This is a genomic window from Streptomyces kaniharaensis, from assembly GCF_009569385.1.
Classification (GTDB): Bacteria; Actinomycetota; Actinomycetes; order Streptomycetales; family Streptomycetaceae; genus Kitasatospora; species Kitasatospora kaniharaensis.
This window is the reverse complement of the sequence record NZ_WBOF01000001.1, coordinates 3,756,700-3,769,393: the sequence shown is the minus strand read 5'-3', so window position 1 is coordinate 3,769,393 and position 12,694 is coordinate 3,756,700. Positions and strand designations below refer to the sequence as shown.

14 protein-coding genes are annotated in these 12,694 nt (G+C 73.0%); 6 read left to right on the top strand and 8 right to left on the bottom strand.

Annotation, left to right across the window (positions count from 1 at the left end; all coding sequences use genetic code 11):
* Positions 1-136: 136 nt before the first annotated feature.
* Complete coding sequence (locus F7Q99_RS17050) at positions 137-709, top strand: PPA1309 family protein (protein ID WP_153462487.1); 573 nt, start codon at positions 137-139, stop codon at positions 707-709.
* 48 nt (positions 710-757) lie between these two features.
* Here F7Q99_RS17050 and F7Q99_RS17045 read toward each other — a convergent pair whose 3' ends face one another.
* The 4 genes from F7Q99_RS17045 to F7Q99_RS17030 all read right to left on the bottom strand — a co-directional run bounded on the left by F7Q99_RS17045 (position 758) and on the right by F7Q99_RS17030 (position 4,048).
* Positions 758-1,873 carry a YlbL family protein gene (locus tag F7Q99_RS17045; protein WP_153462485.1) on the bottom strand — a complete coding sequence of 372 codons (1,116 nt, stop codon included), beginning with the start codon at positions 1,871-1,873 and terminating at the stop codon, positions 758-760.
* Positions 1,874-1,915: 42 nt separating this feature from the next.
* The gene (locus tag F7Q99_RS17040) at positions 1,916-2,107 is read right to left on the bottom strand and encodes a hypothetical protein (RefSeq protein ID WP_153462483.1); all 192 of its coding nucleotides are present in this window, start codon (positions 2,105-2,107) and stop codon (positions 1,916-1,918) included.
* A gap of 229 nt (positions 2,108-2,336) precedes the next feature.
* Positions 2,337-2,777, bottom strand: a complete 441-nt coding sequence (locus tag F7Q99_RS17035) for a molybdenum cofactor biosynthesis protein MoaE (RefSeq protein ID WP_230210246.1) — start codon at positions 2,775-2,777, stop codon at positions 2,337-2,339.
* 122 nt (positions 2,778-2,899) lie between these two features.
* Complete coding sequence (locus F7Q99_RS17030) at positions 2,900-4,048, bottom strand: NAD-dependent epimerase/dehydratase family protein (RefSeq protein ID WP_407697795.1); 1,149 nt, start codon at positions 4,046-4,048, stop codon at positions 2,900-2,902.
* A gap of 198 nt (positions 4,049-4,246) precedes the next feature.
* Here F7Q99_RS17030 and F7Q99_RS17025 point away from each other — a divergent pair, with 198 nt between their 5' ends.
* The gene (locus tag F7Q99_RS17025) at positions 4,247-5,794 is read left to right on the top strand and encodes a zinc-dependent metalloprotease (RefSeq protein WP_326846762.1); all 1,548 of its coding nucleotides are present in this window, start codon (positions 4,247-4,249) and stop codon (positions 5,792-5,794) included.
* A complete protein-coding gene (locus tag F7Q99_RS17020; RefSeq protein ID WP_153462476.1) occupies positions 5,791-6,378 on the top strand; it encodes an NUDIX hydrolase in 588 nt (195 codons plus the stop codon). Before F7Q99_RS17025 ends, F7Q99_RS17020 begins: the two co-directional genes overlap by 4 nt.
* 85 nt (positions 6,379-6,463) lie before the next feature.
* On the opposite strand, the gene F7Q99_RS17015 is transcribed toward F7Q99_RS17020, so the two are convergent.
* Positions 6,464-7,003, bottom strand: coding sequence for a M48 metallopeptidase family protein (locus F7Q99_RS17015; protein ID WP_326847217.1), 540 nt, complete (start codon positions 7,001-7,003; stop codon positions 6,464-6,466).
* A 441-nt stretch (positions 7,004-7,444) separates the two neighbouring features.
* Here F7Q99_RS17015 and F7Q99_RS17010 point away from each other — a divergent pair, with 441 nt between their 5' ends.
* The 3 genes from F7Q99_RS17010 (at position 7,445) to F7Q99_RS17000 (ending at position 11,161) form a co-directional block, all read left to right on the top strand.
* Complete coding sequence (locus F7Q99_RS17010; protein WP_153462472.1) at positions 7,445-8,530, top strand: ThiF family adenylyltransferase; 1,086 nt, start codon at positions 7,445-7,447, stop codon at positions 8,528-8,530.
* A gap of 200 nt (positions 8,531-8,730) precedes the next feature.
* Entirely contained in the window at positions 8,731-9,327 is a 597-nt protein-coding gene (locus F7Q99_RS17005; protein ID WP_153462470.1) for a dihydrofolate reductase family protein, read from the top strand.
* A 445-nt stretch (positions 9,328-9,772) separates the two neighbouring features.
* Positions 9,773-11,161 (top strand): ABC1 kinase family protein, encoded by a 1,389-nt coding sequence (locus F7Q99_RS17000; RefSeq protein WP_326846761.1) that lies wholly within the window; start codon positions 9,773-9,775, stop codon positions 11,159-11,161.
* An 84-nt stretch (positions 11,162-11,245) separates the two neighbouring features.
* Here the strand turns inward: F7Q99_RS17000 and F7Q99_RS43665 are convergent, their stop codons facing one another.
* The 3 genes from F7Q99_RS43665 to F7Q99_RS16985 form a co-directional block, all read right to left on the bottom strand.
* Positions 11,246-11,491 (bottom strand): hypothetical protein, encoded by a 246-nt coding sequence (locus F7Q99_RS43665; protein WP_407697860.1) that lies wholly within the window; start codon positions 11,489-11,491, stop codon positions 11,246-11,248.
* A gap of 149 nt (positions 11,492-11,640) precedes the next feature.
* The gene (locus tag F7Q99_RS16990) at positions 11,641-12,009 is read right to left on the bottom strand and encodes a WhiB family transcriptional regulator (RefSeq protein ID WP_407697794.1); all 369 of its coding nucleotides are present in this window, start codon (positions 12,007-12,009) and stop codon (positions 11,641-11,643) included.
* Positions 12,010-12,178: 169 nt separating this feature from the next.
* Entirely contained in the window at positions 12,179-12,643 is a 465-nt protein-coding gene (locus F7Q99_RS16985) for a hypothetical protein (protein WP_153462466.1), read from the bottom strand.
* Between the last annotated feature and the right edge of the window lie 51 nt (positions 12,644-12,694).

Sequence of the window (12,694 nt, the reverse complement as noted above, 5' to 3'; positions counted from 1 at the left end):
GTCGGTCGGTCTTCAGAGCAACTAAACCAGGCTTCGGCCGAGTTCCCACCGTTAGCAGACGGTTACGACCCCGCTCCCCCGCACCACCGGCACCGCCCGGCGCGGCAGGCCCCGCCCGACGTGTGAGGATTGAGGCATGTCCGACGCGCCTGAATCGATCAACTCCCCCGACGACGTCTCCAAGCTCCCCGCCGCCTCGCCCCTCACCCGGGCCGCCCTGGAGATCGACGAGTACGCCGCCACCCTCGGCTGGGACCTCCCGGCCCGGCTGTTCGCCCTCGTGGACAGCGCCGCCCTGCGCAAGGCCGACCCCAGGGTCGCCGCCCAGCTCGGCCTCTCCGAAACCGACGAGGCCGGCCTCACCCCGGTCGAGCAGGACGAACTGCCGGCCGGCATGCAGCTGGACAAGTTCCTCGGCACCATCGCCTGGCCCGACGCGGTGGCCGGCTGCGCCCTGGTCGTCGAGCGGCTGATGCTCCCGCCGGGCTCCGAGCAGTCCCGCCCGCGCAACGCCACCGACGCCCAGCTCGCCGAGTGGGTCGCCAACCACCCCAAGCGCGAGGAGGTGCGGATCACCGCCGCCGTGCTGCGCGACGGCAAGAAGGAGATCGCGCTCCGGCTGCGCTCCAAGGACTCCGCGCGCGAGGTGCTGACCGGCCCGGACCTGGTGCCCGGGCTGACCGACGCGCTGCTGGCGACCTTCGCGTAGTCCGCCGAGGGTCTTCCCGGGGGTCTCCCCGAGGGCCCTTCGGAGGGCTTACTTCGCGGCGCAGGACGGCAGCGCGGAGGTCTGCCCGGAGCGGATCTGCTCCAGCGACTTCAGCGCGCCGTCCAGCGTGTCCGCCTTGATCAGGGTCAGCCCCGACGGGATGTTCTTGGTCGCCTCGGCGCAGTTCCCGGACGGGGTGAAGAAGTACTCGGCGCCCGCGTCCCGGGCGGCGATCAGCTTCATCGATATCCCGCCGATCGGGCCGACCTTGCCGTCGTCGTCGATCGTGCCGGTGCCCGCGACGAACCTGCCGCCGGTGAGGTCGCCGCCCGGGGTCAGCTTGTCGATGATGCCGAGCGAGAACATCAGACCGGCGCTGGGGCCGCCGACGTCCTGCAGGCCGATGTCGATCTGGAACGGGTAGGTGTGCCGGATCGTGGTGCCGATGCCGACCACCGCGAGGTCGGCCCGCTCGGCCGGGGCCTTCGGGTCGAGGGTCCTGGCCGCCACGGTGGGGACGGTGACGTCCGTCCTGCTGCCCGCGTTCGCGCCGCCGTTGCCGGAGGCGTCCTTGACCCGGGGGACGACCGTGAAGACGACCTGCTCGCCCGGCTTGTGCTTGGTGACGCCGGCGGCGACCTGCTCGGTCGTGGTCACGGCCGCGCCGTCGACGGCGACGATCTGGTCGCCCGCGTGGAGCCGGCCCTCGGCGGGAGCGCCGGCCGTGACCGACCTGATGATCAACTCGTTGCCGACCGGGATGCCCAGCTCGTTGAGCGCCGCGGTGCGGGCGCTGTCCTCGGAGGAGGCGAACTCCTCGGCGTTCTGCTTCTTGGCGTCGGCGTCCGTCTGCCCCTTCGGGTAGACGTTGTCGTGCGGCACCACCATGACGTCGTCCCGCAGCCACCCGATCACCGCGTTGACCAGGCTCGGCTCGTACTTGGCCCCGGTGACCTGGACCGTCGTCATGTTCAGGTGCCCGGTGGTCGGGTACGAGTCGCGGCCGGTGATGGTGATCACCGGCTTGCCCCCCTGCGTCCCGAGGGTGTTGTACGTCGGCCCCGGGCTCATCTCCGTGTACGGCACCTTCATCAGCACCGAGACGCAGAGCAGCGCTATAAGCAGCAGGGTGGCGGCGAGCATCGTCGCAGAGCGGCGTGGCATGCCTCGACAGTACGGGACGCGGGTGACGCGGCGCCCCCCGGGCTACCGGCCGGACCGTTCCCCGGGGGCGGCGGTACCGGCGGTGGTGCGTTCCATCGCGGCCATGAAGCGCTGGTGCTCGGCGAGGGAGGCGGGATCCCCGGTGGCCTTCGGAGCCCGCTGGGCCCAGCCCGCCCACACCGTGGCGAGCAGGACGGCGACAACCGGAATGATCAACCAGGCGAGCGCACCCATGTCCGTACTCCCTGCTCGTCGTGTCTATGAGCAGATTAGCCACTCCGGCGGACAACGCGATCACCGCCATCCGGGTTACGGGACCTCCGATCGGCTCACTGCCAGGGAGTATTCGGCCAACCGGCCCGGACCCGTTCGGGTGAGGGGCCCGGCAATCTGGGCGTGTTCGGTGCCCTCCGTGTGCGGCCGGTCGGCGGTCGGCTCGCGGCGGTTCGCGCCGGTGTGCGGCTCAGCACCCGCCGGCGCCGACCCACTCCTCCTCGCCGTCGGCGAAGACCTGGTGCTTCCAGATCGGCACCTCGTGCTTGAGGTCGTCGATCAGCCGGCGGGCGGCGGCGAAGGCCTCGCCGCGGTGGGCGCAGGAGACCGCCACGATCACCGCCTTGTCGGTGATCTCCAGCCGGCCGATCCGGTGCACCGCGGCGAGCGCCCGGACCGGGAAGTCCGCGACGATCTTCTCGGCGATCCGGCGCATCTCCTGCTCGGCCGTGGGGTGGCAGCTGTACTCCAGCGCGGCGACGGACTTGCCGCCGTCGTGGTCACGGACCGTCCCGACGAAGACGGTCGTACCGCCGGCCGCGTCGTCGCCGACCGCCTCGTACACCTCGTCCAGCGAGAGCGGGGTGTCGCGGATGGCGAGCAGGCGGATGGGGTCGTGGTTCTCGGACATGACCCCATGATTCCCCATCACGGGTGGTTTGGGGCAGGGCCTTCCGTATCACGATTATGAAATTTCGCATCGTGAGAAATGGCTGGTGGCGGCAGTGCCGTCGCGGAGCCGCCCCGGAAGCGTCAGAAGCGCCGCCGCTTGCGCGCCCGCCGCACCAGCGCCGCCGTACCGACCAGCGCCACCGTCGCCCCGGCCGCGCCCAGGCTGGTCGCCGCCTCCTTGCCGCCCAGACGCCGCCCGGCCACCGCGTGCTTCCCGGAGACCTGGGTCAGCAGCTCGGCCAGCACCTGCTCGTTGGTCCAGGCCGGGCGCCAGCCCGCCTCGTGCAGCCGGCTGCCGGAGACCACCCACGGATACATCGTGTACGCCAAGTCCCCGGCCGGGGCCGGGGTCAGGCCCAGGCGGTGCAGCCGGGCCGCGGTACCGAGCGCCAGCGAGGCCGGCAGCTCCATCCGCCGGATCCCCGACAGCCGCTCCACGTCCTCCTGCTCCAGCCAGCCGTCGCAGCCGACCGTCACCTCGCCCTCGACCAGGCCGAGCGCCGCGTACTCCAGCGCCGTCGACAGGTCCTCCACGTGGCAGAACTGCCAGCACGGGCGGGAACCGGCCACCACCAGCAGCCGGGGCGCCTCGAAGTGCCGGGTCAGCACGGTGTCCACGCCCGGGCCGACCACGACGGCCGGGCGCAGCACCGTCACCTGGAGCCCGGGGTGGGCGCGCGGCGCCCGCCGGGCCAGCCGCTCGATCTCCAGCAGGTCCCCGACGAGCGAGGCCTCCTCGGTCGCCCGCAGCTCGGAGTCCTCGGCCAGCGGCACCTCGTTGTCGGCCAGCGCGCCGTAGACCATGGCGGAGGTGCAGAGCACCACCCGGTGCACCCCGGCGGCCGCGGCGGCGGTGAGCACGGTCTGGGCGCCGCGCACGTTGTAGGCGCTGCGGGCACGCGGGTCGGACTCCATGCCGAAGTCCATCGCCAGGTGCACCACCACGTCGACCCCGGCCAGCCGCTCGGCCACGGCCGGATCCCGCACGTCCAGCACCCGCCACTGCACGCCCGGCACGTCGCCGCGCCGGTCGTCCACCGCGAGGACCTTCTTCACGTGCGGGGAGGCGACCAGCCGGGCCGCGACCTGCTCGCCGAGCACGCCCGCGGCGCCGGTGACGGCCACGGTGACCGGCCGTCCGCCGTAGGCTGGAGGCGGCGACGCCGTGGTGTCCGGGGCGTCCTCTCCTCCGGTCAGCCCAGAGCGAACGTCCGAGGGCGGGGAACTCACCGGCCATCCTCCACGGTTAGCTTATGTGCGTACGTACGTGTGTCACGTACGTCCATCCTGCCCGAGGCGAAGGCCCGGCGGTGCACCCGGCGCGGGCCTGCCGCGCGGGAGCCGCCCCAGAGTCCCCCTCCGCCGCTGCCCCGGGCGCGCAGAACTTCCCGCCACACCCGTATGACGGCCGACCGGATCGAGGACCCCGTGAGCGACCTTCCCTTCGGATTCGGCGTTCCGCCCGAGGAGCCCGAGGACGGCAAGGCCAAGCCCGACGACGAGCAGAAGAAGAAGGACCAGGGCTCCGAGAGCCCCGGTCAGAGCGGCCCGCAGCCGTTCGGCTTCGCGGGCGGCAACCCGTTCGGCGCGCTGTTCGGGATGCCCGGCGGGGCCCCGGGCGCTCCGGGCGCGGGCGACAACCCGTTCGCCGCGATGTTCGGCGGCATGAACCCCAACGACCTCGGCGCCGCGTTCCAGCAGCTCGGGCAGATGCTCTCGTTCGAGGGCGGCCCGGTGAACTGGGAGCTCGCCAAGAACATCGCCCGGCAGACCGTCGTCGCCGAGCCCGCCGAGGGCAGGAGCAAGGACCGCTCGGTCAGCGCCGCCGAGCGCTCGGCCGTCGCCGAGGCCGTACGCCTCGCCGACCTCTGGCTGGACGGCGCCACCGAGTTCCCCTCCGGCGCCGGCACCGCCGTCGCCTGGAGCCGCGCCGAGTGGATCGAGGCCACCCTCCCGGTCTGGAAGGACCTCGTCGACCCGGTCGCCGAGCGGGTCGGCACCGCCATGGGCGGCGTCCTGCCCGAGGAGATGCAGGCCATGGCCGGCCCGCTGATGGGCATGATGCGCTCGATGGGCGGCGCCATGTTCGGCACCCAGATCGGTCAGGCGCTCGGCGCGCTCGCCGGCGAGGTGGTCGGCTCCACCGACGTCGGCCTGCCGCTCGCCCCGGCCGGCAAGGCCGCGCTGCTGCCGCAGAACGTCGCCGAGTTCGGCGAGGGCCTGAGCGTGCCCGCCGACGAGGTCCGCCTCTACCTCGCCCTGCGCGAGGCCGCCCACCAGCGGCTCTTCGCCCACGTGCCGTGGCTGCGGGCCCACCTGCTGGGCGCCGTCGAGGCCTACGCGCGCGGCATCAAGGTCGACACCTCCCGGATGGAGGAGCTGGTCGGCCAGCTCGACCCGAGCAACCCGGAGGCGCTCCAGGAGGCACTGGCCGGCGGCCTGCTCCAGCCCGAGGACACCCCCGAGCAGAAGGCCGCGCTCGCCCGCCTGGAGACGGCGCTCGCCCTGGTCGAGGGCTGGGTCGATGCCGTCGTCCACACCGCCGCCGAACCGCACCTGCCGCAGGCCGGCGCCCTGCGCGAGACCGTCCGCCGCCGCCGCGCGGCCGGCGGGCCCGCCGAGCAGACCTTCGCCACCCTCGTCGGCCTGGAACTGCGCCCGCGCCGCCTGCGCGACGCCTCCCGGCTCTGGGCGCTGCTCGCCGACGCGCGCGGCGTCGAGGGCCGCGACGCCCTCTGGGAGCACCCGGACATGCTGCCCACCGCCGCCGACCTGGACGACCCGGACGCCTTCGTGCACCGGGAGGCGGCCGGCGACCTGGAGGGCGGCATCGACTTCGACGCGCTCGACAAGCTGCTCGGCGAGGCGGCGGCCGGCGGCTCCGCCGGCCGGCCCGACCTGACGAAGAGCGACGAGCCCAAGCAGGACGGCACCGACGGAAACGGCAGTGACGGAAAGGGCGAGCCCACCGCATGACGGTCACCGACACGGGGGCGTCCGCCCTGCACGCGGACGCCGTCCGCACCCTGACCCGGTGGCGGCCCGCCGACCAGGACCAGGAGCAGCTGCGGCTGGACTACCTGGACCACCTGGCCGAGCAGCCCGAGGGCCTGTTCCGCTCCTGCCTGCCCGCGCACATCACCGCCAGCGCGGCGGTCGTCGACCCGGCCGCCGAGCGGGTGCTGCTCACCCTGCACCCCAAGGTGGGCAGGTGGCTGCAGATGGGCGGCCACTGCGAACCGGGCGACCGGGACCTCGCGTCGGCGGCGCTGCGGGAGGCCGTCGAGGAGTCCGGCATCCCCGACCTCACCCTGCTGGCGGTGGACGGCCGGCCGACCCCGGCCAAGCTGGACCGCCACCAGGTCCGCTGCACCGGCAAGGACCGGCCGGAGAACACCCATCTGGACGTCCAGTACATCGCGCTGGCCCCGGCCGGTGCGCAGGCGCTGATCAGCGAGGAGTCGCTGGACCTGCGCTGGTTCGACTACGACGGGCTCCCCGAGCTGACCGACGACTCGGTGCGCGACCTGGTGGCACGGGCGCGGCGACTGACGAGCTGAGGTGTGACGCAGGAGAGGGGGCGCGGCCGATTCGGTCCGCGCCCTCCCTCTTCGTCTCCGGCGTCAGGCCTCGGCGGCTGTTCTCTCAGCCGCAGGAGCGGGCCGGATCCGACCCCGGATCGGAGTGCCGGGCCCCCGGGATGTGCGGCAGACGAGCCGCCGAGACCACACCCTCCAGGTAGCCGCGGGCCCGCTCGGTGCGCGGATAGGCCTCCAGCAGGGCCCAGAACGCCGGTCCGTGGTCCGGCACCAGCAGGTGGGCGAGCTCGTGCAGCAGCACGTAGTCGAGGACGTACTCCGGCATGCCCTGGAGGCGGTGGGACAGGCGGATCGTCCGCTCACTGGGGGTGCAGGAGCCCCAGCGCGAGTTCTGGTTGGTGACCCAGCGCACCTGGGCCGGCTGGGCCCGACCGCCCAGGTAGGCGGCCGACAGCTCGCGGGCGCGAGCCTCCAGCGCGTCGTCCCCGAGGATCCGGCGGCTCTCCTGTGCGGCCAGCTTCTCCAGCATCTGCGCGACCCAGCGCTGCTCCTCGGCGTGCGACATCCGGGCCGGGATCAGCACCACGGTGCGGTCGCCCTCGCGGTAGGCGGAGACGGTGCGGCTGCGGCGGGCGCTGCGGCGCACCTCGACCCGGGTGCGGTCGTGCGGCTCCGCGGGCTTGGCCGCGGGCGGCTGGTGCTCGGGCTGCGGGGGCCTCGGCTGCTGCTGGTCCGGGCGCCCGCGCGTGCTCGGCGCCGCCACTTCCGACCCGGACACCGCACGGGCACGCCTACGCGACGCCGATGGATGGGAGTCCCGCTCGGCTGCCATGGCACACGACGTTACCCGGTATCACGGACGGAAGTCCGCTGCCTTGGCCGGAATCTTTCGTGGAGTGATCGGGAACGAAAGACCAACCGGGGGTGTCCGGAAACCGACGGCGGGGTGGATCGACAGTTATCCACAAGGCCCGCGAACGGATGATGCGATCACAGGATCGGGCCTGTGGATAACTCTGCGCGCGATGTCGGGCCGATAGGGCAAGCTGCAGTCAGCCGTCCGGAAACCATCGGAAGGAAGATCGCCGTGCGCCTCGCGCTGAAGCCCGCTCTGTCCCGCAGCTGGCGGGACTCCGAGATCCTGCAGTTCGGCACCGTCCGCCGGTATGCGGGGGTGCTCGAACGCGCCGACAAGACCCTGTGCGACTTCCTGGGCCTGCTCGACGGGACACGGGACCGGCCCGCCCTGCTGGAGGCCGGCGAGCGGATCGGGTTCGGGCGGGATCCCGCGGAAGCACTGCTGGACGAACTGGAGCAGGCCGGGCTGCTTGACGACGCGGAGGCCGACGAGGCGGCGCTGGCCCGGTTCCCGCAGCCGCATCGGGACCTGCTGGGGCCGGACCTCGCGTCGCTCTCGCTGGTGCACTCAGGCCCGGGCGCCGCACCGGCGGTGCTGGCCCGGCGGGCGGGTGCCCGGATCGAGGTGCGCGGTGCGGGGCGGGTGGGGGCCGCCGTGGCGGCGGTGCTCGCCGCCGGCGGGACGGGGGTGGTCACGGTGAAGGACGGCGGCCGGGTCCGGCCCGGCGACTGCTCCCCCGCGGGGGTGCCGCCCTCGGACGTCGGACGGCTGCGGGCGACGGCCGCGAAGGAGGCGGTGCAGCGGGCCTCGGCACGGCGCCAGGCACCTGCCGCACGGCGGACCGGGGACGAGCCGCCCGATCTCGTGGTCCTGGCGCCGCGGGACGGGAGCGGGGCGTTCGCGGGCGGGGCGTACGAGGCGCGGCAGTTACTCCGGGCCGGGGTACCGCACCTGTACGTGGGGGTGGTCGAGGAGTTCGGGGTGGTCGGTCCGCTGGTGGTGCCAGGGGTGTCGGCGTGTGGGCACTGCCTGGTGCTGTTGAGGGAGGACGAGGACGCGGCCTGGCCACGGATGCTGGCCCAGGTTGCGGACGGAGGACCGGGGCGGGCGCGCACCCCGGCCTGCGACACCGCACTGGCCACGGCAGTGGCCGGCCTGGCGGCACTCCATGTCCAGGTGCACCTGGACGGCGGGCGACCGCCGAGCGTGGACGGGTGGTGCGAGCTGTCGGCGAGCGACGGGATGCCACGCCGCCTGCGGCTGAGGGGGCACCCGGACTGCGGCTGCCTGTGGCAGCCGCAGCCGCCGAGGTGAGGGTGGTGGTGGGTGGGGGGAGGGCAGCTTGGTAGGCGTTCGGCAGGTGGGCGGGGCGGAGGGTGGGTGGGAGGGGGAGGGGGGTGGGCCCCCGACCCGGGCGAGTGTGAGACAGATCACCCCGACCCGGGCGATGATTTTCGAGCAGCACCCCGGTCTCCATTTCCGTAAGCCCGAAGCGAGCAAAAGGAGCGAACCCCATGCGCATCGTGATCAGCGAGTTCATCAGCCTGGACGGCGTCGTGCAGGCCCCCGGCGGCCCGCAGGAGGACACCGACGGCGGCTTCGCCCACGGCGGCTGGTCGCACCAGTTCTTCGACCCGGAGACCATGGGCTCCTTCATCAACGACGCGATGAGCACCGCCGACGCCCTGCTGTTCGGCCGCCGCACCTGGCAGACGATGGCCGCGGCCTGGCCCGAGCGCGCCGGCGACCCGTTCGCCGACCAGATGAACTCCATCCCCAAGTACGTCGTCTCCCGCACGCTCGGCGAGTCCGACCTCACCTGGGCCAACACCACGCTCGTCCCCGGCGACGACGCCATCGCCTGGGCCCGGCACCAGCGCAAGGCCGACGGCGGCGATCTGCTGGTCATGGGCAGCCCCACCCTCGTGCGCAGCCTCCTGAGCGAGGACCTGGTGGACGAGCTCCGCCTCATGGTGATGCCCGTCCTGCTCGGCGGCGGCAAGACGATCTTCCCGGCGGACGGCACCCTGCGCACGCTCGATCTGGCCTCCACCGCCATCGCCAAGACGGGCGTCCACGTGGCCACCTACCGCCGCGCCAGCACCGCCTGACGAACCAAAGGACAGAATGGCAGCACAGGAAGTCGGCCCGTCCGACTTCTCACGCGCCGCCCCCACGCGCCACCGAAGGCCGGTACCCCAGGGGCACCGGCCTTATCGGTGAGCTCGGCAAGATCAGTGAGATCGGTGGGATCGGTGGGATCGGCGATCCGCGTCAGGCGGCGAGTTCGGCGGCTCCCGGCCTGCTCCGCCGCGACCGCCGCCCGCGGCATCGATCCGGTGGCCACCCGCGACAGCAAGTGCAGCTACGGCCCCGAAGTCGTCCTCGTTCGGCCTGGCCCTGCGCCCGCCCCTCCCCCACGAGCCGCAGCCCTCGAGCAGAACGCCCGCAAGCCTCCGCGAAATGCGGGCGGACGCGGGGCGGGGAGCGGGCACAATGGCGTAGTGATGGTCGGCCGTCCGGTGTTGGGGGGCCGCGGTGTGGGATGGAGGCCCGGTGAGCGATCTTCCGCGCAAGGCAGTGACCCGCACGGCACGGCTCGCCGCCCTGCCGCTGGGGATAGCCGGGCGGGCCACGCTCGGGCTGGGCAAGCGGATCGGCGGCCGGTCCGCCGAGGTGGTGACGGCCGAGCTCCAGCAGGCCACCGCCGACCAGCTGTTCAAGGTGCTGGGTGAACTCAAGGGCGGGGCGATGAAGTTCGGGCAGGTGCTGTCCGTCTTCGAGGCCGCGCTGCCGGAGGAGGTCGCCGGGCCGTACCGCGCCGCGCTGACCAAGCTTCAGGACGCCGCTCCCCCGATGCCCGCCGCCAAGGTGCACGCCGCTCTCGCCGAGCGGCTCGGGGACGGCTGGCGCGGCCTGTTCCAGGAGTTCGACGACCGGCCGGCCGCGGCGGCGTCCATCGGGCAGGTGCACAAGGCGATCTGGCACGACGGGCGCCGGGTCGCGGTCAAGGTGCAGTACCCGGGCGCGGGCGATGCGCTGCTCGCGGACCTGTCGCAGCTGAGCCGGGTCGCCTGGCTGCTGGGCCCGCTGGTCCCGGGGCTGGACATCAAGCCGCTGATCACCGAGCTGCGCGAGCGAGTCTCCGAGGAGCTCGACTACGAGCTGGAGGCGCAGGCGCAGCGCCGGCACGCCGAGGAGTTCGCGGACGACCCCGACATCGTGGTGCCGAGGGTCGTGGCGCAGGCCGACCAGGTGCTGGTGACGGAGTGGATGGACGGCACGCCGCTGGCCGAGGTGATCGCGAGCGGCACGCAGGAGGAGCGCGACCGGGCGGGCCAGTTGCTGGCCCGGTTCCTGTTCGCGGGCCCGTCCCGGACGGGTCTGCTGCACGCGGACCCGCACCCGGGCAACTTCCGGCTGCTGAAGGACGACGGCCCGGCGTCGGGCTGGCGGCTCGGGGTGCTGGACTTCGGCACGGTGGACCGGCTGCCGGGCGGGTTGCCGGCGCCGATCGGGGCGTCGTTGCGGATGGCGCTGGACGGGGACGCGGCGGGCGTGTTGAAGATGCTGCGCGAGGAGGGCTTCGTCAAGCCGTCGATCGAGCTGGATCCGGACGCGGTGCTGGACTACCTGGTGCCGATCATCGAGCCGGCCGCGGTGGACACCTTCCACTTCACCCGGGCCTGGATGCGGGCGCAGGCGGCCCGGATCGCCGATCCGCGCTCGCCGGCCTACAACCTGGGCAAGCAGCTGAACCTGCCGCCGGCGTATCTGCTGATCCATCGGGTGACGCTGAGCACGATCGGGGTGCTGTGTCAGTTGGGTGCGAAGGCGCCGTTCCGGGCGGAGATGCTGGAGTGGCTGCCGGAGTTCTCGGTGCATGAGCCGGCGAAGCGGCCTGCGAAGTCCCCGAAGGGGGCGGCGCGCAAGCCGCAAAGCTGAGCAGGAGCCGCAACGGCCGCAGGCCGCTCCCCGTGATGGGGGGCGGCCTGCGGCACGACGGGGGTCGAACTGGCGTCCGCGCGCCTACATGAGCGCGACGGCGAGGGCCTTGCGGGCCCGCAGCGAGGCACGCTCGGCCCGCTGCTTGAGCTTGCGCGCCCGGGCGATCCGGGTGACGAGCCGTTGGTGCTCGGCCTCGTGGAGTCGCTCTTGCATATGGGCGCGGGCCAGGGATTCGTGGAGAAGTTGCATCTCGAGGGTCCTGTTCTGGATCTGACGTTCGGTGGTCTGCTCGGCGCGGACGGTGGGATCGATGGCGGCGGCGGTCATGTGGTGGTCCTGCTCGTGGTGCGAAGTCGGGTGGTGTGCGGTGCGGGCTGCGTCGGCCTTGGCGGCGGCGATCCTCACGGAGCGGCGGAGGGCGTTGTCCAGCGGGGGCTGCTCTCCCCGGCGGACGGCTCCGGCTCCGTGGTCGGGGTTCACGCCACGACCTCGGTCTTGCGCGGACGGCCGCGGGGCCGCTTGCGGGCCACGACGACACCCTGGACGAAGAGCTCGCCGCCCCAGACGCCCCACGGCTCGCGCCGCTCGAGGGCGCCGGCCAGACAGGCCTCCTTCACCGGGCAGGTGCCGCAGAGGGACTTCGCGTACTCGACGTCGGCGGGCGTCTCGGCGAAGAAGACCTCGGGGTCGAAGGCCCGGCAGGGGATGGGGAGACCGAGCGCCTCGGCCTGCTCGATGGAACCGAGCTGCATGGAAGGAACCTCCGGGGGGTCGGCCTGGTCGGCCTTGGTGATCTGGCTTGTCGGCGGTACGGACGGGATGGGCGGCGTGATGACCGTGGACACTGTTGGCGTCTTCCTCGTCTTCTCAGTGGTTCCGGCCCAGTGGACTGGTGGTGCTGGGCCGGAGGCCCCGGGGGGCCTGGTGTGGTCTTGCGTACCGGACAAAACAGAAGGGCCGCGGATCCCGGTGTGACGGGTTCCGCGGCCCTGGAGGTGCCGACCTGAGGTTGGCTCAGGTTCGTTCTCTCCAGGGTTCAGGCCCGCGGAAGGCCCGCATCCGGATGGCCTTGGCACCGATGAAGGCGGCCATGGCCTGGTTAATCTGCTGCTCGTTCTGCTTCTGGGGGTTTCCGGCACCGATGACCTGCGCATAGCCGCCATGCGTTGCTGCGGCTACGACCGCCTTCGGTGCCTGGGTCGGTCGCTCGTCGCGCAGGGAGCGCGGCGTGCCGAACGACGCCCAGTCGCGGGACAGACCGGTCTCGACCGAGGTGCCTTCGACGCTCCTGCCACCCGCGACACAGAGATCAGTGTGTCCAGGACCACTGACAGCGGCGGCGGGGACGACGGAGACACCGGTGGTGTCGAGACCCAGACCGGTTCCACCGAGCTCGGCGAACGCCCGCAGGCGGGCGGCACGCAGGGAGGCGGCGACAACGGTCTGGCCAGTCATTTTGGTGATCATGATGTTTTCCACTGTCTTCGCCTCCTCTCGGCGTCTCGCGGAGCTGGGTTCCCTCGGCTCCGA